The organism is Ruegeria sp. PrR005, assembly GCF_010500245.1.
Taxonomy (GTDB): Bacteria; Pseudomonadota; Alphaproteobacteria; order Rhodobacterales; family Rhodobacteraceae; genus Ruegeria_B; species Ruegeria_B marisflavi.
This window is the reverse complement of sequence record NZ_JAAGOX010000006.1, coordinates 56,719-82,816: the sequence shown is the minus strand read 5'-3', so window position 1 is coordinate 82,816 and position 26,098 is coordinate 56,719. Positions and strand designations below refer to the sequence as shown.

General features: G+C 59.7%; 23 protein-coding genes. 8 read left to right on the top strand and 15 right to left on the bottom strand.

Annotation, left to right across the window (positions count from 1 at the left end; translation table 11 throughout):
* Positions 1-209: 209 nt before the first annotated feature.
* The 4 genes from G0P99_RS04480 to G0P99_RS04465 all read left to right on the top strand — a co-directional run bounded on the left by G0P99_RS04480 (position 210) and on the right by G0P99_RS04465 (position 3,181).
* A complete protein-coding gene (locus G0P99_RS04480; RefSeq protein ID WP_164128123.1) occupies positions 210-485 on the top strand; it encodes a hypothetical protein in 276 nt (91 codons plus the stop codon).
* A 16-nt stretch (positions 486-501) separates the two neighbouring features.
* Entirely contained in the window at positions 502-1,356 is an 855-nt protein-coding gene (gene panB, locus G0P99_RS04475; RefSeq protein WP_164128120.1) for a 3-methyl-2-oxobutanoate hydroxymethyltransferase, read from the top strand.
* Positions 1,353-2,438 carry an aromatic ring-hydroxylating dioxygenase subunit alpha gene (locus G0P99_RS04470; protein WP_164128118.1) on the top strand — a complete coding sequence of 362 codons (1,086 nt, stop codon included), beginning with the start codon at positions 1,353-1,355 and terminating at the stop codon, positions 2,436-2,438. The genes panB and G0P99_RS04470 overlap by 4 nt, the downstream gene beginning before the upstream one ends.
* A 122-nt stretch (positions 2,439-2,560) precedes the next feature.
* Complete coding sequence (locus G0P99_RS04465; RefSeq protein ID WP_164128116.1) at positions 2,561-3,181, top strand: GntR family transcriptional regulator; 621 nt, start codon at positions 2,561-2,563, stop codon at positions 3,179-3,181.
* 26 nt (positions 3,182-3,207) lie between these two features.
* On the opposite strand, the gene G0P99_RS04460 is transcribed toward G0P99_RS04465, so the two are convergent.
* The 9 genes from G0P99_RS04460 to G0P99_RS04420 all read right to left on the bottom strand — a co-directional run bounded on the left by G0P99_RS04460 (position 3,208) and on the right by G0P99_RS04420 (position 15,661).
* Positions 3,208-4,392, bottom strand: a complete 1,185-nt coding sequence (locus G0P99_RS04460; RefSeq protein WP_239059670.1) for an L-lactate dehydrogenase — start codon at positions 4,390-4,392, stop codon at positions 3,208-3,210.
* A 23-nt stretch (positions 4,393-4,415) separates the two neighbouring features.
* Positions 4,416-5,357, bottom strand: coding sequence for a D-glycerate dehydrogenase (locus G0P99_RS04455; protein WP_164128114.1), 942 nt, complete (start codon positions 5,355-5,357; stop codon positions 4,416-4,418).
* 4 nt (positions 5,358-5,361) lie between these two features.
* Complete coding sequence (gene ilvD / locus G0P99_RS04450; protein WP_370462699.1) at positions 5,362-7,251, bottom strand: dihydroxy-acid dehydratase; 1,890 nt, start codon at positions 7,249-7,251, stop codon at positions 5,362-5,364.
* Positions 7,248-10,706 (bottom strand): indolepyruvate ferredoxin oxidoreductase family protein, encoded by a 3,459-nt coding sequence (locus G0P99_RS04445; RefSeq protein ID WP_164128112.1) that lies wholly within the window; start codon positions 10,704-10,706, stop codon positions 7,248-7,250. The genes ilvD and G0P99_RS04445 overlap by 4 nt, the downstream gene beginning before the upstream one ends.
* Positions 10,707-10,728: 22 nt before the next feature.
* Entirely contained in the window at positions 10,729-11,100 is a 372-nt protein-coding gene (locus tag G0P99_RS04440) for a hypothetical protein (protein ID WP_164128110.1), read from the bottom strand.
* Positions 11,101-11,131: 31 nt separating this feature from the next.
* Positions 11,132-12,331 (bottom strand): serine hydrolase, encoded by a 1,200-nt coding sequence (locus tag G0P99_RS04435; RefSeq protein ID WP_164128108.1) that lies wholly within the window; start codon positions 12,329-12,331, stop codon positions 11,132-11,134.
* Between the two features lie 443 nt (positions 12,332-12,774).
* On the bottom strand, positions 12,775-14,031 hold the full coding sequence (locus G0P99_RS04430; protein ID WP_164128106.1) for a TRAP transporter large permease: 1,257 nt from the start codon (positions 14,029-14,031) through the stop codon (positions 12,775-12,777).
* The gene (locus tag G0P99_RS04425; protein WP_164128104.1) at positions 14,028-14,582 is read right to left on the bottom strand and encodes a TRAP transporter small permease; all 555 of its coding nucleotides are present in this window, start codon (positions 14,580-14,582) and stop codon (positions 14,028-14,030) included. Before G0P99_RS04425 ends, G0P99_RS04430 begins: the two co-directional genes overlap by 4 nt.
* 74 nt (positions 14,583-14,656) lie before the next feature.
* Positions 14,657-15,661 carry a TRAP transporter substrate-binding protein gene (locus G0P99_RS04420; protein WP_164128102.1) on the bottom strand — a complete coding sequence of 335 codons (1,005 nt, stop codon included), beginning with the start codon at positions 15,659-15,661 and terminating at the stop codon, positions 14,657-14,659.
* A gap of 176 nt (positions 15,662-15,837) precedes the next feature.
* Here G0P99_RS04420 and G0P99_RS04415 point away from each other — a divergent pair, with 176 nt between their 5' ends.
* Positions 15,838-16,818: a LysR family transcriptional regulator gene (locus G0P99_RS04415; protein ID WP_370462707.1), complete on the top strand. Its 981-nt coding sequence runs from the start codon at positions 15,838-15,840 to the stop codon at positions 16,816-16,818.
* A gap of 93 nt (positions 16,819-16,911) precedes the next feature.
* Here G0P99_RS04415 and G0P99_RS04410 read toward each other — a convergent pair whose 3' ends face one another.
* The 6 genes from G0P99_RS04410 to G0P99_RS04385 form a co-directional block, all read right to left on the bottom strand.
* Positions 16,912-18,519: a phospholipase D family protein gene (locus tag G0P99_RS04410; RefSeq protein ID WP_164128099.1), complete on the bottom strand. Its 1,608-nt coding sequence runs from the start codon at positions 18,517-18,519 to the stop codon at positions 16,912-16,914.
* Entirely contained in the window at positions 18,509-19,573 is a 1,065-nt protein-coding gene (locus G0P99_RS04405; protein WP_164128097.1) for an AI-2E family transporter, read from the bottom strand. Before G0P99_RS04405 ends, G0P99_RS04410 begins: the two co-directional genes overlap by 11 nt.
* A 426-nt stretch (positions 19,574-19,999) precedes the next feature.
* Positions 20,000-20,680 carry a TetR/AcrR family transcriptional regulator gene (locus G0P99_RS04400; protein WP_164128095.1) on the bottom strand — a complete coding sequence of 227 codons (681 nt, stop codon included), beginning with the start codon at positions 20,678-20,680 and terminating at the stop codon, positions 20,000-20,002.
* A gap of 85 nt (positions 20,681-20,765) precedes the next feature.
* Entirely contained in the window at positions 20,766-22,025 is a 1,260-nt protein-coding gene (locus tag G0P99_RS04395; protein ID WP_164128093.1) for a TRAP transporter large permease, read from the bottom strand.
* 4 nt (positions 22,026-22,029) lie between these two features.
* Positions 22,030-22,521 (bottom strand): TRAP transporter small permease, encoded by a 492-nt coding sequence (locus G0P99_RS04390; RefSeq protein ID WP_164128090.1) that lies wholly within the window; start codon positions 22,519-22,521, stop codon positions 22,030-22,032.
* A gap of 7 nt (positions 22,522-22,528) precedes the next feature.
* The gene (locus G0P99_RS04385; RefSeq protein WP_164128088.1) at positions 22,529-23,512 is read right to left on the bottom strand and encodes a TRAP transporter substrate-binding protein; all 984 of its coding nucleotides are present in this window, start codon (positions 23,510-23,512) and stop codon (positions 22,529-22,531) included.
* 276 nt (positions 23,513-23,788) lie between these two features.
* Between G0P99_RS04385 and G0P99_RS04380 the strand changes: the two genes are divergently transcribed.
* Genes G0P99_RS04380 through G0P99_RS04370 form a run of 3 tightly spaced genes read left to right on the top strand, consistent with a single transcriptional unit; the run spans position 23,789 to position 26,097 of the window.
* Positions 23,789-24,502 (top strand): nuclear transport factor 2 family protein, encoded by a 714-nt coding sequence (locus tag G0P99_RS04380; protein WP_164128086.1) that lies wholly within the window; start codon positions 23,789-23,791, stop codon positions 24,500-24,502.
* A gap of 21 nt (positions 24,503-24,523) precedes the next feature.
* A complete protein-coding gene (locus G0P99_RS04375) occupies positions 24,524-24,760 on the top strand; it encodes a hypothetical protein (RefSeq protein WP_164128085.1) in 237 nt (78 codons plus the stop codon).
* Entirely contained in the window at positions 24,757-26,097 is a 1,341-nt protein-coding gene (locus G0P99_RS04370; protein ID WP_164128083.1) for a hypothetical protein, read from the top strand. Before G0P99_RS04375 ends, G0P99_RS04370 begins: the two co-directional genes overlap by 4 nt.
* Position 26,098: the final 1 nt, after the last annotated feature.

The following is a 26,098-nucleotide window of genomic DNA, read 5'->3' as shown; positions in this document are numbered from 1 at the left end:
GGGTCCCCTCGGACCGATAGGCAGCGTACCTGAACAGATCTCGGTGGCCATTCCGAGAAGCAGCGAAATCGCCTTTTCCAAGCGCATCCACGCCTATCCCACCCATCCTTGACGATATAAAATATATTATATATACCTCCTGTCATTGTCGCCGCCTGCATGCCCGAAAAAGGTTCGGGAGGTTCCCTCGAAGGCCCAGAAAGCAAACCATGCCCGAACACCCGCCCACCAACGCTGTCACGTTCGTCGCGAAGCCTGACGAGGACGCCCTGTGCCAATGGATCGCCGCCCGCGCGCTCGAAGACCTCAACGAACAAGGCCTGTTCGCCTGGGAACATTCCGGCCAGCCAATCGCCATCCGCAGCACCGGGACCAGCTATTCCCGATCGACGGGCACTGGCTTCCGAAACGGACCGGCCAGGATCAAGGGCAGCCGGCTAATCGTCCTGATCGAGCGACGACTCAAACCATCCCAACCGACGTGAAACACAAGGACCTGCCATGCCAACCAAACTGACAATTCCCGATCTTGCCGAGAAAAAGCGAAACGGCGAACGACTCGCCTTGCTTGCGGTCGGCGAGGTTCTGACCGCCGCTTGGGCGGAACGAGCGGGCATCGACATCGTCGGCGTCGGCGACAGTATCGGCATGACGCTCTATGGGCACGAAAATACGCTGTCGATGAGCATGGACCAAATGATCAACCACACCCGTGCTGTACGCACGGGTGCGCCCAATACGATGTGTATCGTTTCGATGCCATATGGCTCTTATGCCACGCAGGAGATGGCAATCCTCAACGCGTTGCGCCTGATGAAGGAAAGCGGCTGCGATGCGGTCAAGCTTCAGGGCGGGCGCGAGAAATTCGACATAATCAAGGCTGTGGCAGATGCCGGTGTGCCGGTGATGAGCCAGGTCGGCCTGGTTCCGCATCAGGTGCACAAGTTCGGCGGATTCAAGTTGCAAGGCCGTACAGCCGAAGCGGCCATGAAGATCATCGACGACGCCCGCGCCATCGAAGAAGCCGGAGCCATGGGGATAGAAGTTGAGGCCCTGCCCTATGAGGTCGGCAAAGCGGTCGACGAAGCCGTGAGCATCTTCACCGCAGCGATCGGTGCCGGGTCAGCCTGCACCGCGCAGATTTTGAACGGATACGACGTTCTGGGTGCCTTCGACACCTTCAAACCGAAATTCGCCAAACGCTACGCCAACATGGCCGAGATCGCGATCAAGGCTTTCTCGGATTTCCGCGAAGACGTTGTCTCCGGTGCGTTCCCGGACGAGGCACACAGCTATCAGATGAAAACCGAAGAAGCCGAGAGGCTTACCGAAATGCTGAGGGAGACACAGCGATGAACAAGCAATCTGACACTCTGACCAAGGGGCAGCAGCTTATCCCGAACGGGATGCTGGATGACAACGCGCCGCGAAACATGTGGTGGTGTGCGGCGCATGTAGATGAGATCAACGAAAAACCGCTGGCGCGCTGGTTGCTCGAGAAACCAGTTGTGCTTTACCGCCTGTCCGATGGCACACCCGTCGCGCTGGACGATCGCTGCCCGCACCGCTGGGCCCCGCTCTCCGAAGGTGAAGTGAAAAACGATCAGATCGTCTGCCCATATCACGGCATGGAATTCGGTGCCGACGGTATGTGCAGCAAGGTGCCAACGCAGAAGAGCATCCCCAAATCGGCCAAGGTGCAGAGTTACCCGCTCCGTACATCCGGCGCTTTTGTATGGATATGGATGGGCGATCCGGAGGCGATCGATCATGAACCGGTGGAAATGGGGTTCACCACCGATCCGGGATGGTCGGTCATCACCGGATACATGGAAGTCGCCGCCAACTGGGTCCTGATCCGCGAAAACGTGCTGGACCTCACCCATATCGCCTTCCTGCACTCCAACACGTTCCAGCAGGACGATTGGGAAAACCCGCCCGAGGTCTCGATGCAGGGCGATACCATTGTCTACGAGCAGGATTTCCCGCCGTCCCCGTTGTCGCCCCTCTTCTGTGCCGCCTTCGGGTTCGAGGACAAGAAGATCGTGAAACGTGAACAGCGCGGCTGGATGCCCTCGTTGGCCGTGTCGTTTTCGGACTGGAACATCCACGACCTCGACGCAGGCCCGGACAAGCGCCGCGATTTTATCGGACGCGGTGCCCATATCGTGACACCGGGCGAGCGGGGCAAGACGCATTATTTCTTCGTGGCGTCCTTCGACAGTCCGAACGCACCGGTGGAGATCCTTGAGAAGACCAAGGCCGGCGTGATCTCGGCCTTCAACGAGGACAAGGATCTGCTCCAGAAAATCCAGGCACGGATCATGAAGGATCCGCGCGGCCTCGACTTCCCCGAGATCAACCTGGGCGCTGACGGCGCAGGTGTCGCGGTTCGTCGTGTGCTCAAACGCAAACTGGACGCGGAACGCGGAAACTGATGGCAGAGTCGGCATGGGTATCTTTCATCACCGATCTACAGCGCCTATGCTCGGCTCCAACCATGGAAACAAGGGAATGAAAGGTGTCAGCGCCTACTCCTAAGCTCGGCGAGACGGGCAGTTTGGTCGACCGTCTCGTCGTTTTGATCCGCGATGCCATCATCGCAGGAGAGTTTGCCCCCGGCGAGCATATCAGAATCAAACCTCTGGCTGACTCCCACGGCGTCAGCCTCATCCCTGTGCGCGAGGCGTTGTCGCGCCTGCTGTCCACACGCATCGTCATCGCGGAACCGAACCGGGGTTACTTCGTGGCCCCTGCCCCGACAGATGAAACCTTCTGCCAATTTCGCCTGTTCAGAGAGTTGTTCGAGGTTTCGGCGGTCGAACTCGGGTTCGACAACGTGACCGAGGCGGACATCACCCGTCTGACCAACCTGAACGGAAAAATGCGCAGTATTGCCGAAGGACGTCCAGGCAAGAAGCAATTGGTCAACTGGGGCCACCTCAACGGCGCATTTCACGAAGTCCTGGTCGGGCTTGCGCGCAACCCGTTCATCATGCAGCAACAAGTGGAGCTATCCTTCGTCCACATGTATTTTCAGATCGCCAGATCAGAAACGGTCGATTTTGGTATTCTCAAGACGCTTGCCACGGAACATGACGGTCTGATCGAAGCGTTGAAGTCGCGGGATAAGGATACGCTGCTTCAACGCCTTTCGTCACATATCAACAGGACTGTGTAACCATACCTTCTGCTGCGCTCCCGTTGTCAGTCCAAGACATGGAATACCTGCCTGCGCGAAACCAGATCCCGGGTCACCTCCGTCAGACAGGTGACCCCGCACAGTGCCAGAGCAACCTCGAGCTCGCGTTTGAAAGCCGCGAGCAGGCCGGTTATCCCCGCCTCTCCGCGCGCGGCGACGGCATAGGCCCACGGGCGCCCGATCATCGCGCCGTCCGCGCCAAGCGCGCGAGCGCGGAACAGGTCCAGTCCACTCCGCACTCCGCCATCGACCAGGATTTCCGCCGAGCCAGACAGTGCCTCGGCCACATCGGGCAGAACCGAGATGCTCGATGCGACGCCGTCCAGCTGTCGGCCTCCGTGATTGGAAACGACGATCGAATCCGCCCCTGCCGACACGGCCGAACGGGCATCCTCGGAGGAAAGCACGCCCTTGATCATCAGCTTGCCCTTCCAGATGCCGCGCAGCCATTCGATGTCTTTCCACGTCACCGAAGGGTCGAACTGGTGACCGACCCATTCGCGATACTGAGTCGGGTCGGTTGCCGCAGGAACGTAGGTGGCGAGATTGCCAAAGGTGTGCGGCTTGCCCTTGATCCCCACATCCAGCACCCAGCCCGGATGCGCGGCATAAGACAGAGGACCGGCACGCAGCTTGCTCCAGCCGGCAACGCCGCCGGCGATGCCGTTGCGCACGTCGCGGTAGCGTTCGCCCACCACAGCCAGATCGACTGTAAAGACAAGCGTCCTGACACCTAGTCCCCAGGCGCGGTCGAGCAATTCGGCGACGATGGCCCGATCGCGCAACATGTAAAGCTGGAACCAGAACGGCTTGTCCGAGACTGCCGCCACCTCTTCCATCGAACAGATGGAGACGGTGGACAGCGTGAACGGAACCCCAGCGGTATCCGCCGCATGTTTGGCCTGGACCTCGGCCCGGCGGGCCAGCATGCCGCCCATGCCAACCGGGGCCAGAGCCACTGGCATGGTGGCGGGAGTGTCCGCGAGCGTGCCTGACGTATCCACACCCGAGACGTCCCGCATCACCCGCTGCCGCGGCAGGATTGCTTCGAAGTCTGCCCTGTTGCGATCCAGCGTGACCTCCTGAAAGGCGCCACCATCGACATAATCGAACAGGAAGCGCGGCAATTTGCGTTCGGCGATACGCCGATAATCGTCAGCGGTGACAGGGACCAGGTTCATCGTGGGCATGGCTGTTTGGTTCTCCGTCGAAATCAAGCCGTCTCGACCGGGTCGCTGGGGCGACCGGTTTCGAAAAACGACACCAGGTTGGCTAGCAGGCGGCGCACCATGTCCGCCCGGCATTCACCCGTTGCGCTGCCGATATGCGGGGTCAGGACGACGTTCTCGCGCTCCAGCAAGCGAGGGTAGATGTTCGGCTCACCTTCGAAGACGTCCAGGCCAGCTGCCGCAAGGGGGCCGTTTTCTAATGCGTCGCACAGCGCCGCCTCATCGACGATGCCGCCACGGGACGTATTGACCAGCACCGCGTTCGGGCGTGCCGCTGCAAGCTCGGCCGCGCCGATCAGGTTCTTTGTCTGAGGCGTGAGCGCGGTATGCACCGAGACGATATCGCAGGTCGCGAATAGTTCGGCCAGCGTCTCGACCTGTGTTGCCCCCACGGCCCGCCCGACCTCGGGTCGGCTGGTGCGGTTCCAATAGCGCACCGGCATGCCGAACCCTTTCGCACGCCGCGCTACAGCCTGGGCGATAGCACCAAAGCCCACAAGGCCAAGCGTCTTGCCATGCACCCGCATGCCAAGCGGTGGCGAGGTACTGGTCGCAGCCCAGGAGCCGCTCCGCAGGAACCGCTCGCCCTCTCCCACACGGCGACTGCCAGCGAGGATCAGGGCAAAGGCCAGATCAGCGGTATCTTCTGTCACCACGGGTGTATTCGACACAAGGATCCCACGCTCCGACGCGGCGCAAAGGTCGATATTGTCGACACCGACGCCGATGTTGGCGATCAGGCCGACACTGTCGGGAAGGCTCGCGATATCCTTTGCCGACAACCGGTCGAGCGAGGTGGTGCAATGCACCTGTGTACCTGCGGGGATTTCGGCCACGTCTGAGACCGGCTTGAATTCGATAACCTGCCCATTCACCTCGATCCGGGGTAGCGGCAGGGCGCGTGCGAGGGTGACAATACGGGTCATGCGGTCACCCCTCGGCCGAGAGACGTTCGAGGCGGGCTAACCGGGCCGTATCGCGCGCGCCGCCCTTGTCGGCCGAGGCAGCCATCAGGCCATAGACCCTCAGCGCCGTCGAGACTTCGCGCTGCCGGGTTGCAGGTTTCCAAGCCTTTTCGCCGCGCGCGTTCATCTCAGTACGACGGCGGTCCAGTTCGTCATCGCTCACCTCCAGCTGTACGCTCCGGTTCGGGATATCGAAGGAGATCTCGTCGCCATCCTGAACCAGGGCGATGACTCCGCCCGAGGCCGCCTCGGGCGACACATGGCCCACCGACAGACCCGAGGTTGCCCCAGAAAACCGCCCGTCGGTGATCAACGCCGCCTTGTCGCCAAGGCCCATGGCTTTCATCATGCCTGTCGGCGTCAGCATCTCGCGCATACCAGGCCCGCCGCGCGGCCCTTCGTAGCGGATGACCACCACATGGCCTGCCTGCACCGTACCGTTGCGGATTTTCTCCAGCGCCTCTTCCATGCTTTCGCTGACGATCGCGACGCCGCGGAAAGTCAAGAGGTTGTCCGGCACGCCTGCGGATTTGACGACGCAACTGTCAGGGGCGAGGTTGCCACGCAGCACCGCCAGCCCGCCATCCTCGGTAAAGGCATGGTCCGCACTGCGGATCACGCCGTTTTCGCGATCGGTATCCAACTCCTTGAAGCGGCTGGACTGAGAGAAAGCCCGGATTGAACGGATACCGCCCGGCCCGGCCGAGAACAGCCTGCGCGCCTCGGTATTGGCCGGGTTGGTGATATCCCAGCCGGCACAATACTCTGCTACCGGCTGGCCCAGGATGGTAGGAACGTCGCCATTGTACTTACCCGCCTTGAGCAATTCATGAGCCACCGCCATAACGCCACCGGCGCGATGCATGTCCTCGATAAAGACCTCGTGGGCCGAAGGCGACACCTTGCACAGGCATGGCGTGCCGCGGCTGATCCGGTCGAAATCGTCGATACCGAAGGCAACGCCGGATTCCTGGGCAACGGCCAGCAAATGCAGGATGGTATTGGTTGAACCACCAATCGCCATCGTCATGCGCACCGCGTTCTCCAACCCCTCGCGCGAGCAAATCGAACGCGGCAGCACGCTGTCGTCGCCATCGCGGTAATGGCCAATCGCCATCTCGACAATCCGGTGCGAGGCCTTGCGGAACAAATCCTGACGGTCGGTGTGGGTGGCGACGATGGTACCGTTGCCTGGAAGCGCCATGCCCAGCGCCTCGGTCAGGCAGTTCATCGAATTGGCCGTCCCCATCAGTGCGCAGGATCCGCAGGTCGGACAGGCGTTCTCCTCTACAGCCTCGATCTCTTCGGGCGTGGCATCAGGCGCGCCCGCCACATAGATGGTGTCGATGGCGTCGATACGGCGGGTCTGTCCACGATAGTCGAATTTGCCCGACTCCATGGGGCCGCCCGAAACGAATATGGTGGGGATGTTGAGCCGGTTCGCCGCCATCAGCATCGCCGGCGTGATCTTGTCGCAATTGCTCAGGCAGATCATCGCGTCGATGGCATGGGCGTTGGCCATGTATTCGCAGGCATCGGCGATCAACTCGCGCGAGGGCAGTGAATACATCATGCCTTCGTGCCCCATGGCGATGCCGTCATCGACCGCGATGGTGTTGAACTCCTTGGGCACGCCACCGGCGGCGCGGATTTCCTTGGCGACGAGCCGCCCCAACGCTTGCAGGTGAACATGGCCGGGCACCATCTCGGTAAAGGAATTGGCAATGCCGATGATCGGACGGCCGAATTCCTCGGGCGCGGTACCGGTGGCGCGCCACAACGCTCGGGCGCCGGTGTTCATCGCGCCGACGGTCACCTTGTCCGAGCGCAGCTTCATCTTGTTTGGCCGATTCATGCGGCTTTCTCCTTGGATGAGAGGATTTGATTGCGCAGCGCTTCACGGCGCTTCGCGACGTCAGCAGCATGGCGTTCGCGTACATGGCCGTAACCGCGGATATGTTCGGGCAGGTCGAGCAGTCGGGTCATGGCCTGCGTGTCCGCCGTGCCCTGGTTGGCAATCGCAAAGTCGAGATCGGACTGATAATCCGCCAGAAGTCTTTGCGCGAGCCTTGCTTCGGCGTTGAGGCGGAACGGGTCGAAACGCGTCCCGCGCAGGAAGCGCAGGCGATTGAGCATTCGGAACATTCGCATGGCAGTCTTTCCCTTGACTGCCCCCTTGACCGGTTGCCCGGTCCGGGGGTCGGTGCCGCCAAACGGCCAAGCCCCGAAATGGAAGGTCAGCTCCAGATCGCCCTCGAAGGTTTCTTCAAGCTGCTTGGTGAACTCAGGTTTGCAGTAGAGCCGTGCCGCCTCCCATTCGTCCTTGACCGCCATCAGCTTGTAGAGCCCGCGCGCAGCCGCCATGACGGCAGCCTCCGGCAGATCGGCCGCGCGCAATTGCGCAATCCGGTCCACATAGACCTTGGCAAAACAAGCATTCTTGTACTCGGCCAGGTTCCGGGTACGGGGCGCCATCACGTCGTCGAGTGTCTGGGGACGGTGGGCGCTAAGGTCAATCGGCGCCGGTTCGCCGACCAGACGTTGCGCGGCCTCTGGGTCCGCAAAGGCCAACCTTCCAAGGGCAAAGGCCTGCTTGTTCTTCTCGACCGCCACGCCATTCAGTTCGATCGCCCTGTAGAGCGCCTCTTGCGACAGAGGGATACCACCCTGCTGCCAAGAGGCGCCCATCAGCACCATGTTGGCAAAAAGGCGGTCTCCCATTACCTTTTCCGCCAGATCCTGCGCATCGAATGCCAGGACAGCGGGGCCCAGAACGCGGCTCAGGCGCTCGGCCTGTTCCGCGCCGCTCAATTGCCAATCGGGGTTCTTCGAAAACTCCGAGGTTGGTACAACCGTGGTATCGGTTACAGCCAGGGAAACCCCCGGTGTCAGTTTCGACAGCGCCTCGTCACCCGCGGCCACCACGAGATCGCAGCCGATCAGCGCATCGGCCTCGCCGCTGGCAATCCGCGTGGCGCGCATGTCGTCAGGGCTTTGCGCGATCTTAATATGGCTGTGCACGGCTCCGTATTTCTGCGCCAGCCCGGTGATGTCGAGGTTCGACGAGAAAAAACCGTCGGCATGCGCGGCCACGGCAAGGGTCTGCCCCACCGTAACCACCCCCGCACCGCCGATGCCCGATACAAGAATGGACCACGATCCGTCAAAGGCGCGTGGCTTGGGATCGGGCAAGTGGCTGATGTCGAAGTCCATATCGCCACGCCGGACCTTGCGTGGCGTGGCACCGGTCACGGTGACGAAGGACGGGCAAAAGCCTTCGACGCAGGAGAAGTCCTTGTTGCAGGAAGATTGGTTGATCTTGCGCTTGCGTCCAAAGGTGGTTTCAAGGGGTTCGATCGCCATACAGGCCGAGACGGTCGAACAGTCGCCGCAGCCTTCGCAGACTTCGGGGTTGATGAAGGCACGCTTGTCCGGATCCACCCACTTGCCACGCTTGCGCAGGCGGCGGCGTTCGGTGGCGCAGGGCTGGTCGTAGATGATGACCGTCACGCCGGGTTTATCGCGCAGCTCCTTCTGAACCAGCTCCAGCTCGGTGCGCGGATGCAGTGTCACGCCACCCGAGATCAGATGCCTGCCCTCGTATTTCGCCACCTCGTCTGTGACCAGCGCGATCCGCTCCACCCCTTCGGCACGAAGTTGCTGGACCATCTGTTCCGGGCTTATCTCGCCATCATGGGGCTGACCGCCCGTCATCGAGACAAATCCGTTGTGGAGCAACTTGTAAGTGATGTTCGCGCCCGAGGCGATAGAGGCCCGGATTGCCAGAAGACCCGAATGGAAATAAGTCCCGTCGCCCATGTTGGCAAAGACATGGGAATCGTCCGTGAACGGATACTGGCCCAGCCACATCACCCCTTCGCCGCCCATATGGCTGACCGAGTTGGTCTTCATCGGGTCGCGTAACATCGCCATCGTGTGGCATCCGATCCCGGCGAGCGCGCGGCTGCCGTCGATCACCTGGGTAGAGCGCCCATGCGGGCATCCCGCGCAGAAGGACGGCAAACGCACGGCCCCCGCACCAAGCACAGGCGGCGCCTCGGGCCGGTTGGGCATAGACAGGCCGCAGTCCGGATCGGTTTCGCGCGCCACGCGGACCAGGACCTGTGTGATCATGTTCGGATCGATCTCGCCAAAATTTGGAAAGGCGCAATCGTCCGCGCCCGCGGTATAGACTTGGCCCGCAAAGCTTTTACCGATGATGCGCGGCGCGCTGGCTGCTCCATAAAGGATCGCGCGGATCTGATCCTCCAGCAGTGGCCGCTTTTCCTCGACCACCAGGATCGTTTCCAGCCCTTCGGCAAACTCGGCAATCACCTGCGGATCGAGCGGCCAGACCATTCCGACCTTGAGACGGCGCACAGCAAGATTCCCGATCCGGCCGTCCCGATAGCCCAGCCCAGCCAGAGCCTGGCTGAGATCCTGCCAGGCCTTTCCCGCCGCCACGATACCGATACGCGCCTCTGCCGGTCCGTCTTGCCGGTTCAGCCCGTTCACACGGGCATAGGCCAGAACCTTGCGCAGCTTCACGTCCCAGAGCAACTGTTCCTGGACCGGGATCGGTGTGAACGCTTTGATCGCTGTGTCGGGGCCGGCATCTTCGGGCAGCACGATAGCAGGGCTGTCCGGGGCAACAAAGACGGAACCGCCACCCTCGACCACGTCCGTCACCAGTTTCAGTCCGGTCAGCGTCCCCGAAAAGCGGCTCATCGCGATACCGTGCAGCCCCATATCCAGCACGTCTTGTGCATTTGCAGGCGCCAGCAGGGGCGCGCCAAGCGACGCGAAGTTCAGGTCCGAATAGCAGGCGAGCGTCGAGGACTTGGCGCCGTGATCGTCCCCCACCAGCAGCAGCGTTCCCCCCTTTGCACTGGTTCCCGCCAAGTTTGCGTGACGCAGAGGGTCCATCGACCGGTCCATGCCTGGCGCCTTGCCATACCAGATCGAGAAGACCCCATCGACGTTCGCGCCCGGAAACAGGCCTACAGTCTGAGCGCCCCAAGTCGCTGTTGCAGCCAGATCCTCGTTCAGCCCCGGCTGAAAATGGACGTTATGGGCCTTAAGCGCTGTTTCGGCCTGCCACAACGCCATGTCATAAGTACCAACCGGTGAACCGCGATAGCCGGAGATGTAGCCGCCGGTGTTCAGCCCTGCTATCATATCGCGCTTGCGCTGCTGGATCGGCAGACGCACCAGCGCCTGCATGCCGGTCATGTAGACCCAGCCCTCCTCTTGGGTCAGGCGGTCTTCAAGACTTATCTCAAGGCGTTTCTCGGGCGTGTAGAGGGTCATTGGTGAACTCCGTTGGTCGGGGTCAGTCACGGGCGGGCGGCGCACAAAGGTCTTCCACCCAGGGCCAGAAGTTGCGGTCCCGTCTGGTCAGCGGCAGCGCGGCGATTTCAGGCTTGTGCTTGTCCGGATCGGACATGAACTCTTCATGGTAGGTCGCGTAAGCGGAGCGAAAGGAAGGGCCAGCGGGATGTGCCAACACGCAAAGGCTTTCGGCGACGTCCCTGCCGCGCACTGCGGCGGTCGCGTGCCATTCAGCAAGCCGTCCGGAAAACAGGTTGGCGGATAACCTTGTGATTGCCCGCACAACCATGAACACCTTGCAGGGCGGAGTCCCCGCAGGAGTCTGCGAAAACGCGTCCGCTTTCATGTCGATGGCAGCGTTCATCGCTTTCATGCTCAGATTTCCCTGCCTGCCTTCCGCACGGTCATGCCAAAAGGCCCGACGTTGCGATCGGACGCAGATACCGGGTCAGCTGCATGTGAGGCGTTGTCGAGAAATAGGCGATCACCAGGTCGCGGGACGGGCAAACGTAAAGCCCCTGATCCATAAGCCCACCCTTGTAGAGATCGCCGTCCGGCCAGATGCAATCCCACTGGCGCGCATTGCCCTGCATCGTGTCGTCGCCCAGCCGGTCGACGAAAACCGGCCCGTCAAACCCCTTCATGAAGAACGGCTTTTCCCGCACGGCCGTCCGGATGCGCCGGATCACCCCGTCGCCCACGACCTGCGTGACCGCAGCGCGCCGCCAACTTGGGGTATAGAGCATTCCGAACCGGGCCATGTCGCGAAGGGTCGAGGACACGATGCCATGCGCGCAGGCAACACCGTCCGGCGTCAGGTGCACCTGCATAGGACCGTCGGCGGTCACATGCGACCACACCCTGTCGCGGAACAGATCAGGCCACCTTTTGCCCGATACGGCCTCTGCAAGAAAGACGAGAACCTGGGTGCAGGGAGAGCTGTACTCGAACTTTTCGCCCGGCGGGCATTGGCGCGGCACATCCTGAAGCACTTCGAGCAATGTCTCTAGCTTGTCCCCAAACGGCACATTGAACTCGGCGCAATAGGCGCGGATCGCATTCGATTTCGGGTTCTCGCGGGTTATCTCGGTATCTTCGCAGTCCATGCCGGGCGCCATGTCCATGATATCGCGAACGGTAACCATGCCCCAGTCGGTGTCGCGCAGGGCGGGCACATATTCTCCCAGCGTGCGCGCGTCGTCGATCAGGCCCTCGTCGATGAGATGTTCGATCATCAGCCCTGCCGTGGGTTTCGCGCAGGAGGCCCAAAGATGCGGCTGCTCGGGGCGCAGGTCGGGATAACTTTCGGCCACGATCCTGCCGTTCTTCACCACCAGAAAGGCCCGCGCGCGCGATTGCGGATGGGCCAGAAACTCACGCAAAGACCCCTTGCCCAGATCGGTTTCAGCATGGATGTCAAAGACCTCGTCCATCGGCGCCTGTTCCAGAGGAACCGTCGCCTGGCGGCTGTGCAGCATGGCCGTCGGCATGCACTCCGAGATATGCGTGCACCACCAATGCGCCACATCCCCCGCCTCGATCAGCTTTGGGATCGAGACCTGCGAACGAAGCCGATAGCTGGTATCGGCGGCCAGATCAGTCATGTGCTTCTCCATGGACCACGGGTGCAATGAGGTTCTCGCAGATGACCGCTGCCTTCGTGATCAGAGGCAGGGTGTCGGTTGGGTGATTACCGTTCTCGATATCTTGCAGGGTGTTGTCATCTGTCAGCGGCCACTGCCGCCAACACCCGGTGTCAACGGCCACCTTACGCGAAACAGCGTCTCCTCCCGTAGCGTGAAGCGTGGAAACCCTGTTCATCTTGTTGGTCTCGAAATTGCCGGAAGATATCGGCGCAGTGCGTATCAGAACCGGCGCGGATTGCGGCCCCGGACACAGCGGACGATGATTGCTCTGGTAAATCACAGGCTCTGCCTTCTGCTGCCCGCGAACACGTGGCGCATCTGAGAAATCCGGACCAAGTTGTCGAAGCAATCGAACACGGCGGCATCTACGACCCACCCCAATTCCAAGGCCCTTGCCCCCATCACAGCAACCCCAACGAAAGCCAAGGGAAGACCGTGATCAGGACTAATCCGATCACCATAACCGCGATATAGGGCAGCACCGACATCACCAGTTCCGAGAACTTTTGCCGGAAGGTGACGAGAGCGACCATCAGGTTCATGCCAACCGGTGGCGTGAGATACCCGATTTCGAGGTTCACGATCATGATGATACCGAAATGTACCGGGTGAAAACCATAGACCTGCGCCACCGGCATAAGGATAGGCCCAAGAATGAGGATCGCTTCATTGGTGGTCATGAAGGCACCCACCACCAACAACAGCAGATTGACTATCAGGATGAAGGCCAGCGGACTGTCGATCCAGGCTCCCACCAGTTCGACCATCTGTGCCGGAACGCGGTACTCCGTAAGAACGAGGTTCAGCGACAGGGCCACGGCGATCAGCGGAAAGAGCGCACCACCCAGTTTCGCGGTTTCGGTGACGACGTTGAAATACTTGGCGGGCGTCATTTCGCGGTGCACGAAGAACTCGATGACCAGCGCATAAACCAGAGCCACTGCCGCGCTCTCGGTCGGTGAATAAAACCCCGAGTAGATGCCGCCCAGCAGGATGACCGGAAACAGAGCCGCCCAGACACCTTCACGAAGCGCCACGCGCAACTCGGCCCAGTCCATCTTCTCGGCGGGTTTGTGGCGATTGGCCCAGATCGCGTATGCGGTCATCAGGGCAATCAGGACAAAGCCCGGCATGATCCCGGCCAGGAACAGATCGACAATCGACGTCTCGGTGACCAGCCCATAAAGGATGAGGGGAATGGACGGCGGAATGATGATCCCCAGCGTACCGCCGGAAACCACGGTGCCAAGCGCAAAGCGGTTGGTGTAACCGGCCTCCTTCATCGCAGGGTACAACACCGATCCCACCGCTATCATAGTGACGATGGACGAGCCTGAGATGGCCGCAAACACCGCACAGCTGATGATGGCCGCAACACCAAGACCACCGCGGGTGGTGATGGTCAGGGCACGAACAATGCGGACCAATCGGCGCGCAGCGGTCCCTTCGGTCATGACCGCACCGCAAAGCAGGAACAACGGAACCGAAAGGATCAGTTCCTTGTTGAGCGAGGTCCACATGTCCTCGACGATGTAGTCGAGATAGCCATGCCCCCAGACCAAGTGCAAATAGCCGATTGCAACAATCAAGATGACGGTCAGCGGCTGGCGGAGGACCAAAAGCGCCAGGATCAGGACGAGGAAGAAAATCGCGCTCATTCGGGCAGTTCCTCGCGTACTGGCGCCAAGCCGGGCCAGATGGCAAAAATGGAATAGCGGATGGCGGCGGAGAGGAAGCCGATGGGAATCGCGATCTGAATGATCCAGACAGGCCAATCGAGGCCAGGCATCACGGTTCCGATGTCACGCGAGGCACTGACGAAGATCCAGCCATAATAGGCAACCGCCAGGAAACAGATGCCGCTGAGAAGGTTGGCGAACCGGTCGATGGCGGGCGACAAGAATGCGGGCGTCCAGCCAAAGGCGATACGGGGCACGATCTGCGCGCCGCTGGCGACGCTGATACCAAGGCCTGCGAAAGCACCAATAACCAGCATGAAAAGTGACATCTTTCCCGCTCCGTAGATGCCGGAAAACCCAACGTCGAACCCCAAGGCACGTCCGACCGGGCCGATGAACTCGCGCCCTGCGACGTCACCGAAGATCAGCAAGCCGATCAGGCTGAAGGCGATCACGGCAATCCAGCGTTCAAGCAGGTGCCATGTGGACAGAAGCCGCTCGACCGATGCCGGTGCGGTATGATTTGTCATGGGGTTACCTTCTCGGGTCAGAGACAGCCGACCCGGCTTGTGCCGGGGCGGCGTCTGAGTTCAGAGGGACAGGCTCAGCTGCCGCACTCTGCTTTTGCTTTTTCGATCAGAGCCATGATCTCGGCACCGACTTCACCGTGGTCGGCGGCCATCGCAGCCCAGAACGGAGGCAGCAACGCGGCCATCTCTTCTCTGAATTCCTCGCCGACCTGAACGATCTGCCCACCTTGCGAGAGATGCACTTCACGCATCTTGTCCTCGAAAGCGAAAATTTCGCCCATGATCTCCTTGGAGGTGAAGCGATCGAAGGCGCGATTAATCGCGGCCTGATCTTCTTCGCTCATTTGCTCCAGCGCGCGCTGGCTCAGGGCGAACATGCCGGGGCCGTTCGCGTAATTGTATTCTGACACGACCGGGATGATCTTGTTCAGCCCGGACGGGATGTAGAACGAATAGACGGTGGGATACATCTCGATCAGCCCCGTGGACGCGCCCGAAGCTGCTTCGCCAGGGCTGACCGGAACCGGATTGGCGCCGACCGTTTTCCAGTACTCGCTGTTGATCTTGTTGACCGAAATTCCGACCTTCATGCCTTTGAGCTGTTCAACGCTGGTAATCGGCTCATTGGACATCAGATAGCCGTTCCCGACCTCGGCCCAGGTGCCGAAATAGACCCCTTTCGGGCTGAGCCGTTCGCGGATCTTGTCGGTCAGATAGTTGTCCTGCACGCAGGCGCGCTGTTCATTGCTGTCGTAGATGCCATAGAGCTGCATCAGACCGACTTCGGGTGCCTGCTGCGCACCGGCACTGACCGTGAACAGGCCCATTTCGATCCGTCCCCGCGCCAGTTGCGCAAGCGTATCGTTCTCGGTGCCAAGCTGCGAGTTGAAATAGGGCTCGACCTTAAGGCGGCCTTCGCTTTCTTCGGCAATCGCCTCTGCCAACCTGTTGACCTGAGCACCCCAGGGCGTTTTCTCGGGCGCCGCTGTCGCGAGCTTCAGGACGGTTTCGGCCGAAGCACCGGTCGCGCCTCCCATTGCGATCACGCCAAGTGCAGCGCAGGTTTTCAAGAATTTCATATGTTTTCCTCCTTGCCACCGGCTTGCGTGGCTTGAGGCAGTATTTCTCCACACGAACATTCACACTAGTTTACTTTTTAAATGTTTAGATATGTTTCTTGAATGATGTACTTTAATGAATTAAAATTAGGCACTTAGATAACTCAGGTTGATCGCAGGACGTGGCGTCACCGCTGATGCACCGGCGTCGGAAAGGACACGAGATGCAGAATCTGACTCAATTGCAGCATTTCAAACTGGTGGCGCGGGAGGGCAGCTTTGCACGGGCTGCCGACCTAGCCCACATAACGCAACCAGCGCTCAGCAACTCGATCCGCAGCCTGGAACGGCGACTAGGGTTCCAGTTGTTCGAGCGCTCGGAGCGTCCGGTCAGGCTCACCCCGGTAGGAAAATCCATTCTTGATCGCGTGGATGCCCTTCTGTTCGAAGCGCGCAATCTTGATCAGATGCTGGAGAACCTGTCGATCGGTAAGGGCGGGCAACTGCGCGTTGGCATGACTGCCGTTTTCTCGACCTCGCTTGGCGGCCCGATACTTGCGGAATGGCATGCGCGTCATCCAGACGTAAAGCTCAACCTCATTATCGACGAAACAACCCGCCTTGTGCACGGACTTAGAGAGGAGGTTTACGATTTCATCGTGGGCGATGCGCGCGACCTGCGCGAAGATATCGACGATCTGAACCTCATCGAAATGCCGCCCCAGGCAGGAGGTGCCTTCTGCCGATCGGGGCACCCGATCCTCACTATTCGGCGACCGCAGCCGTCGGACTTGGCGCGCTACCGTTTCGCTGGGACACATTTTCCGAAATCTGTTGCCAGGGCCTTTGCAAGTTTTGTGGGACGGCAGGATCGCGCAGGTCCGCCGATCGTGGCGATTGACAGCCATAACATTGCCGCGCTGCGTGATGCGGTGGCGGAAAGCGACCTGATCTTGCTGACCACGTCGGGGTGCGTGCGCAACGAGCTTGCCTTAGGAATACTACACCAGATCCCGGTCGAACTCGGCATCAACGGGGTCTGGTCGGTAGTAACGCGTCGCGGACGCGTCCTGCAACCCGCCGCTCAGAAGCTGATCGAAAAGATCATCGAAATCGCCGCGCGCGAGCATGACCACCGCTTGCACTCCTACGCGCACCAGTTCGCAATTCGGCGATAGGTAAAGGAAAACTCTCTTCGGGCGACTTCAGTGCCTCACCGCTGCGGCCATGTGCCCGATCGCATCATCGTCGCGGCACTCGTTGCCAATGGGTCAAAGCTGGCTTTCGACCGGCAACCAACCAGCAAACCACGCCAGCATCCTCGCGATCACCCCTGCGCCCGGCTCATTGTGGAAGGTCTCTGACCCAGGCGCGCTGTTATAGACCCATTGGATGTGCCCATCCGGGCGTTCTACAACAGTAAATGTATAGGGATCGATTGCCGCTCCGATCCGGCCCAGAATATTCTCGGCCAAGTTTTTGCTGTGAATTACCACCCCGATTTCCGAATTCTGAAGAAAGGAACGCGGGTCTATGTTGGTCGATCCGGTGAAAACGGTTCTCCGGTCGATCAGGGCAAGCTTGGTGTGCATCGTCAGAGGTTTGTCGAGCCCAAGCACGAGGTGCGGGGCATCGGCACGCACCTCGTGAAACGCCACGCCCGCCGCCAGGAGTTGCCTTCGGTATGTCGCGTATCCACCATGTACATAAGCATGGTTGGTCGAACCCAGAGAGTTGGTCACGATCTTGACTCTCACGCCGCGCCTGCTGAGTGCTGCGATGAAATCGGCACCTTCCTGGCCCGGCACGAAATAGGGCGTCAGGATCAAGACCTCTTCCTCGGCCTTTGCCAGGGCTCCATAGAAGGTATCTTTCACAGCACCCGGCCCTTGTCCCGGTGAAAGGCGAAGTTTATCGGGGTCGTCCACGACAACCGTCGCACGCCCGCTTTGCAGAGCGATCTGACCGGCTAGCAGCGATTTCAGAAAGGTCGAGTTCACCGCCTCCTGATAAGTCCCGAACGCTTCGGTATTCGCATTCGCACGAAAAGCCGCAATTGCCTTACGCAAGGGAGTGGCGTCACCGGCCGCGATCTGGTTCAACGGAACGGCCCAGTCGTCGTTCCAGTAAAGATCGAAGGCCCCGGAAACAGCGTCGACTCCGTCACCCAGCATCAACAGATCGAAATCGGCGAATTCGTGATCGGTACCGATCTGAAAATACTCATCTGCAATGTTCCGCCCGCCAAGGATTGCAAAGGCACCGTCCACGATCATCGCCTTGTTGTGCATACGGCGATTGACCCTGGAGAAATCCAGCATGAAGTTCACCGCATAGGGAAGCCTGCGCGACAACGGGTTAAAGGCGCGGATCTCGACATTCGGATGGGCATCAAGCGCGGCAATCTGGTCGTCGCGCGCCGTAGTGAACACATCATCGAAAAGCAGCCGTACCCGCACGCCGCGTTCCGCCGCCTCGAACAATTCCAGCCAGATCAGCCCACCTGCGCGGTCAGGTTTGATGAGAAAGGTCTTGAGGTCGATGGAGCGTTCTGCGGCCTCGATCAGCCGCAGCCGGGCGCCGAGCGCATCGTTGCCTTTGACAAGGGGCAGAAACGTGGATGGAGCAGCCTGATCGTCGGTGAGCCGGACGGCCAGCGATGCAAGAGACGTCCCTTCACCGGCCAGACTCAAGCTGTGGTGTTTCACGACCCTCGACGGATCGAAGGTCAATCGGGACGCGGTGAATATGGTAAGCGCCGTACCCAAGATGCCCGCGACCGCAATGTGGCGCCACCGAATCAACACTCTGCCAGATGCCCTGTCGGCAAAATTACTGGAAACGGGAGGCTTAAGGATGTTGCGGGCATCAGTGGTCACGCTCCGACTGCTCGACGCTGCCATCGCCTGACAGCAGAATTGCTAGCCAGCGCATCCCCGGTATCTCGGCGCAGATGACCATGATCACGACCATCATGGGAACCGCGAGAAACACCCCGACACCGCCCCATACAATACCGAAAAAGGTCAACGATACCATGACCATGAAGGTACTCACGTTCAGCGACCTGCTTTGCATCGCTGGTTGCACGATGTTGGCCACGAACTGATCAAACAGACCATATCCCAAAAGCACGATCAGGAACGGTGTCAGCGTATCGAACTGAATGAGGGCGATCAGACACGGCAAGGCAAGGCCGATGAAGGCGCCAATATTCGGAATAAAGCCAACGATAAACACGATAACCGCCAGAAGAGCGGCAAAATCCAGGCCGATGGAGCGGAAAATCAGATAGGCAGCCCCCGAGCTCAGGGCACTGGTGAGAGCGTTGACCAGCATGTATTGCTGCACGCCGGTCGCAATACGCGCAAGAACTAACCTTGCCTTGACGGGGTCTGAAGCAAGCAGAGGCAGCTTGCCGATCCACGCTCTGCGTTCCGATATCAAGAAGACCAAGTAAAGCGACACCAGGGCAAGCGCCGAAACGCTGCCCGCAAGTTGCGCGATCGCAGCCGCAAGCCAGCCTCCAATATCCAGATCGGCAGCACTGTTTCGGAACGTATCCACCAGTTTGGGTCCCAGGAAACTCTCCAGATGATCTGCCATTTCAGCCACGCGCAAGCGCAACTGCGGACCGGAGGCGACAATCTCGTGGCCCGCCTGGGAAAACACGACCCCGAGAAGAAACAACGCAAAGATGATCAGCGACGCGGCAATCATATTGGCGAGCCATCTCGGCGGTGAATGCCCTGCAATCGATCTGGCCGAGATCCAGTCGACCATCGCTACGGTGAGGATGAAGACCAGCGCCGTGATGGCCAACGGGATAAGGAAGTCGCGGCCCACCCATAAGCCGTAGACGATAATCGCCCCGGAAACGAGGATCAGAAACCAGTCCGGGATCGCCCAACGCGGGGCATCCCCCCTATCCATTCAGTTGCGCCCGCGCAGGTATCGGGCCCGCGCGATTTACTGCAACACCTCTTGCCCGGGTACCGACCGGATGGTCTTGCTGGGCCACACGTTCCAAAATTGTCCCTCCGGTGCGCGTGTGCCGGTTCGCGGACTGCCAATAGACATCACCGAACACGCCCTATCGCTCTTATCAAACACTCGGACCCGGGGCTACCAGAACCGAACGGCATAGTGGTTTACGTCGAGGGCGCGTTGGTGCGGCAAGCCTTCGATGTTCCGCAAGAACAGCGTACGTTTGGCGTATTGCAAAATGGTCAAGCGGGCGATTTCGCCGCTGGTACAGAAGTTGCGCAACTGGTTCGGGTTCGTCATGATCAGAGACGACGCGCCTGCCCAGACCGCCTCCGCCGGGCTCCATCCGACAAGTCCCTTTGAAACGACCCCCTAGACGTCAGGATTGACGCTTGGCTCACGGCCAGCGCGCATGTAACTGCGAACGACCTCCTTGAGACCCTTTCTCAGCGATTGGTCTTTGGTCGAAAAGACGTGGTAGTCATTGACCAAGTCGTTCTGAAGCGCACCGACGACCAGCTGAAAACAGAAACTCAACCTCGTCTGGGTTTCTGCCGGGTCAAATGCGGGGAACTGCGTGCCGCAGGCCCGGCGGTAGTTTCGCATGATCTCGCGCGCGGAATCGCGCATTGGCGCCCAAGGGTCGTCGGGCTCAAGGATACGGAGCAGAGACTCCCGCAAGACACCACGCACAGGACCGGTGAAAAGATCGGCCATCAGATCAACGAGCTCGTCCAGAGCCTCCTCGGGTTCCATCTCGTACAGCTTGTCGCCACCGATGCGACCATGAATCTCGAGGTTGCAGAGGCCTATCGCTGCCGCACGCAGCGCGCGGAAATAAGCTTCCTTGTCCTCGAACCGGGTGTAGAAACTGCCGACCGATTGCCCGCACTCCTGCGCCAGATCCGAAACCTTCAGATCATTGAACCGCATTGAGTTCAGAAGTTTGATGCCAGCTTCGATATATGCGTCCCTGATGCGGCGGCTGCGCGCCTGTCGGGCCGGCAGGACGCCGGGGATGTCTTCGTTTACCGATATTGCATCGATATTCATCCCATGCCTTTCCGCACTTTCCGTTCCATGCCCGATTTAGGTTCTTGGCGCGGCCTTGTCAAAGCGTCGCCTTGTCCTCCCGCGCTCATCGGACAAAGAAGAGCGCGGTTTGAGGCACGAAGGTGACGACCAATAGAACCGCCATGATAAGCGCGATAAACGGCAGGACGGCCATGCAGATTTCAAGGAAATTCTCTCGAAACGCCGTCATCGCGACGATCAGGTTCAGGCCCATCGGCGGGGTCAGAAAACCGATTTCCAGGTTGATCACCATGATCACGCCGAAGTGGATCGGATCGATGCCATAGGCCATCGCGGGCACCATCAGCAGCGGGCCGAGGATCAGGATGGCCGAAATCACATCGAAAAGGCATCCCACGACAAGCAGTAGCAGGTTCACGGCCAGAAGGAAGGCGATCTTGTTGTTGGTGACCGAAGTGATCCACATGGCCAACTGGTCGGGCACCTCTTCGATCGTGAGAATGGTCTTGAGGCTCAATGCGACGGCAACGATCGGAAAGAGCATTCCCAACAGTTTCGCCGTTTCAACACAGGTGTGATAGAAATCTATCGGCTTCAATTCGCGGTGAATGAATATCTCGACAAAGATCGCGTAGACCAGCGCAACTGCGGCGGCCTCGGTCGCGGAAAAGTAGCCGGAGTAAATTCCGCCCAGCAGGATCAACGGCAGTAACGCCGACCAACCGCCCCGTTTCAACGCGGTGGTGAACTCCGCCAGGTTGAACGGCTGGGACGGCATCTTCCGATTGACCCAGTAGGAGTACCCGGCCAGAACCGCGGCGATCATCAGGCCCGGAATGATGCCCGCAAGGAAAAGGTCGGCGATGTTCTTTTCGTTCACGATCCCATAGAGGATAAGCGGGATGGACGGCGGGATGATGATGCCCAGTGTCCCACCCGAGGTCAGGGCTCCGAGTGCAAAGCGCTTTGAGTAGCCGTTTTGCAAAAGAGCCGGATACAGAATTGTGCCGACGGCCAGCAGCGTGACCGGAGACGATCCGGAAATGGCCGCAAAGATGGCGCAACTCAGGATCGTCGCGACTGCAAGACCGCCCGGAATGGGTCGGGTGACGCTGACCGCAAGGTCGATCAGGCGGCGCGCGATCGAGCCTCGGGTCATGATCGAACCGGCCAGCAGGAACATCGGGATGGCCAGAAGCAACGCATTGTCGAGGCTTATCCAGATATCCTCGGCTAGATACTCCAGATGCCCGTCGCCCCAAACCAGATGTACATAGGCCGCAGAAGCAAGAAGAATGACGATGATGTTCTGTCTGAACGCCAGCAGCGTCAGCACCATCACGAGAAGGAGTACAGCATACATGGAGTCACCCTGCCGGCTTGTCTGAATAAATCTTGAGATCGGGACGGATCGCGAAGATCAGATGTTTCACCCCAGCTGACCCGAAGGCATAGGGTATGATCAGTTGCAGCGGCCATAACGCAAAATAGAGCACGGGCGCCTTGTCACCGCTGTCCATAGAGGTTTGCACAAAGGTCCAGGCAACATAGGACCCGGCGAAAAAGAACACCGCTGACAGGACATCGCCGACCCGCGCAACTTCGTGACCATGTCGACCAGCAAGAAAATCAAGGAACTCGGGCCGTAGGTGAGAATTGTCGGTTGTCGCCAGCGTCAACCCCAAGAACCCGGCAATGATCGCGCCATAGACTGCGATTTGCTGGAGTCCCAACACCGCTGAGGAAAAGACTTCACGTCCGATGACATCCACCATGAGAAGGGCGGCAACGAGGGCGTATGCCGCCGTTGCCACGATGGATTCGGTCAGCGTCAGTCCTTTGAGAATGGACCGCAACATGTTCCGCTCACGAACAGGCTTGCTTGGCGGCAAGGATCTCGTCCCACTTCGCCTTTGCGGTGTCGTCCAATTCGTTCAGGATCGCTTCCTGCGCCGCCGGAACCAGGGCTTTCCACTGATCCAGTTCCTCGGGGGCCAATTCGATAACCGTGGCGCCTTCGGATGCGGCCTTTTTCAGCAGCGCGCCCTCTGCACCGCGGATCGCTGCGCGCAATTCAAGGAAAATCGGCGCGGCCTCTTCGATCCATGCCTTTTCCTGATCGGTCAGCCCCTCCCAAGTACGGGACGACATGATGATCGCGCCAACCTGATGCTGGTGGCGGGTCAAAGTGATCTGCGGAGCGACCTTGTCATAACCGGTGGCAATACCGAAAACCGACAGTTGGGTCGCCGCATCGACCTGCCCGGTCTTGAGCGCCGGAACCGCCTCGCTGGGCGCCAGGGGCACTGGTGTACCACCCGCCGCCTGGATGAACAAAGTGTCGGTCGCGGCAGGAGCTGTGCGGATCTTTACCCCCTTGAGGTCGCCCGGCACACGAAGCGGATCCTTTGAGAAGATCGATTGATATCCGACCTCCATCCAGCTTAGCGTCTTTACCTTGGCGGCGTCGAATTCAGCACCGAAGGTCTTGAGCAGGTGATTGTCGGCCACGCAATCAAACTGTGCGGCGTCGTCAAAGGCGTATGGGGAAGCCAAAAGACCGAATTCCGGCACCAAAAGTGACACCGCCGTGTTCGACATCACTCCCATGTCGATCCGACCGCGGGCGATCTGTTTTACGACGTCCTGCTCCCCTCCCAGTTTCGAACCAAGGTAAGGCTCGATGACCAGTTCGCCGCCCGACAGTTCGGCGACCTTGTCCACGAATTTCATGGTTACCGCGCCCCAAGGCGAATTTGGCGGCGGCGCTGCGCTGAGCCGTAGTTCCTTGGCCTCGGCGGCTATGCTTCCGGCGGCCACCAAAGCGGCTGCAATGGCTGATAGTTTCATGACGGCGTCCTCCCTGTATCGCGTCAATATCGAGCTGAGAAAATGCTAGTATCGCGACCTAGATTCTGTCAACTAAAATGAATTCATATTCATAAGATTTATTTTTCGCTTGTAATTATAGTGATTTAGAATGTTTCTTGGTTGGAAATTTTTGTGAATCTAAAATCATTTTCTTGACAAGCAAGCTGAAGAATCAGTAATTTCATCTTGGTCGGCACGGAGGCGGACAAAAGGGCGACCACGCACCGGGGCCTGAAGAAAAAGATCGGAAAACAGATGTCCAAAGTCGGCAACAAAGCAACAACTGGACGACGCGACAGAGAAAACGCCTCGAACGGTCACGTGCGCGCGTCTCCGACCCGGTCGGAGCCGACGAGCCTGAACATAGTGGACAATGCCGCCGCGATGACCGCCACTGAAATCGAGCGGATTGAATCACCCGAGCCGGAACGCGTCACCCAGACCCGTTCGGCAGTCATCGGCAACCCCGCAGAACAGCAGGTCGAGGAGATCCGTCCGTCAACACCGGCAAGCAACGCGCCGCGCATCGCAAATGGCTTCAAGATCATCGACAACCGGGCGTATCAAAGTAAGGAACGGATCAGATCAGCCCCCCTGACGGTGCCGGCAGGCGACGAGATCGAGTACAAAAAGCTTTTCACGAAATTCGAAGAGGCGTTTACCGCCCGCGACATGGCGGCTTTACGCAAGTGCCTCTCCCCCGCGTTTACTTGGAAACTGCCGAATGGGCAGGTGGTCTATGGCCGGGACAACGCACTAGAGGAAATGGAACGCCGCTTTGCAATGCCCAATGGACCAAGGTTTTCGGCTTCGGTTTGGCGGTTCAGCGGCCAGACCGTCCTTCAAACCTATGATGTCGAATACATGGGGCCCGACGGTCGTTGGCGGCAATCCAAAGGTTTCGATTACTACGAGATCGGCCAAGGGCTGATCACCCTCAAGGATGCTTACTGGAAAATGATCCCCTGAAAGGTGGGATGGGAGGAAGACATGAAAATTGACTCGGCGGCAGGCGAATTTTCGTTCGACCTGGAAAAACTGGATTTGCGCAATGATGGAATCGTGCTGACCGGCAAGATGGGGGTCTGGGAAGCCGAGACAACCATGACCGACGCCGATCTGCGGCGCATCCTCGGCATGGTGCTGCGCAAGCCCGGAGCCTGGGGCTATCTGATCAGGCTCTTGTTCAGCGTGCGTCGGGATGTGGCCCGGGAGGCGCGGCAATGAGCGCGCGAAAGCCCGATGGCCTGCCCCCGCAGGCGCAAGCCGCCTGGGATTTTCCCCTGTTCGACGCAATCATGGGTCGCCGGTCGCGCCGGTTTGGCCTGGGCATGGAGATGTCCTCTGGCCCGTTCCAGCATAAATCCGAGTACGATCCCTATCCGCTGAGTGATCTGGAAACGGCGATGCTGGTCGCTGCGGCCACGGCAACAACGGGCCCGATCCTGGCCGAGACCAACTTGCCGGGGGCCATGGTGAAGACCATCGGCAAACCCTATCCCTCTGCCATGGGTTCGCACCGGTCGCGGCTCTTCTTCACCAATGACGACGGCGTATTTGTGGTCAACGCCGACAAGGCGAAGATGACCAAGATGCGTGAGTACGAGAGCGCGGATGACCGCGACAAGATGTTGGGGTTCTACGATAATTTTGTCGAGAAGATCGACGATGGACGGATGGACCTGCCGCCATCGGAACCGGGCATCTGGCCTCACAACCAGTGGGTCACCAACATGCCGGGCACCACGATCTTCATGCCGGTGATCGACGTCACCAAGGACATCATCAAGCTGATGATCAACCTTTGTGACGGCAAGGCCGGACGATATGCCCAGAACACCGGGGGATACTACATCGTCGATGATCGCAACGGCATGCGCCCCTGCGGCAACCAGAAATGGGTCGACAACGGGCTTTTGAACAAGCGCAAGGTCATGACCCTGAGCCGGCTGGAAAAACTTCTGTCGGACGGGATGCTGGCCGAAGGCGCCTTCATGGGCCAACTCATGGCACTGACACTTCAGGCGACAGGGCTGGGCGGTTGGGTCTATGGCGGGTTCTCTTCGACTGTTGTTCTGGGCGGAACGCCCGCCTGCCGGGGTCTCGGCTTCCGCTTCATCCAGTCCAAGTCCGACCCGTTCCCGATCCCGGTTGGCCGAGACGGAGTTTTTCAAGCCTATTGCCCACCTTATTTCGCCAACATGTCCGATGCGGTCGACGCTGCGTTGGAAGGCGCCTTGCAGACAATGGACCAGTGGGAAGCCAAGGGCATGGTCAAACCGCACACAGCGCCCAACGCCGAGTTCGACGCCGCCACAATTCCCGCCAGCCCCGAGGGCATTCAGTGCGTCAAGGACATGTGCCAGTACATCTACGATACCTATGGCAAGTTCCCCGCCACGGTGGACCCGATCCAGATGACGCTGTTCATTCAAGCTCATCACCTCGACCTCGATTTCTATGACAAGCACATGAAATCGGGGGCTTACCTCGACACTCACAAGAACCATTTCCGCGACTGGCACGGCAATGATGGCCCTCGCAAACGGGCCGGGAAGGACTGAC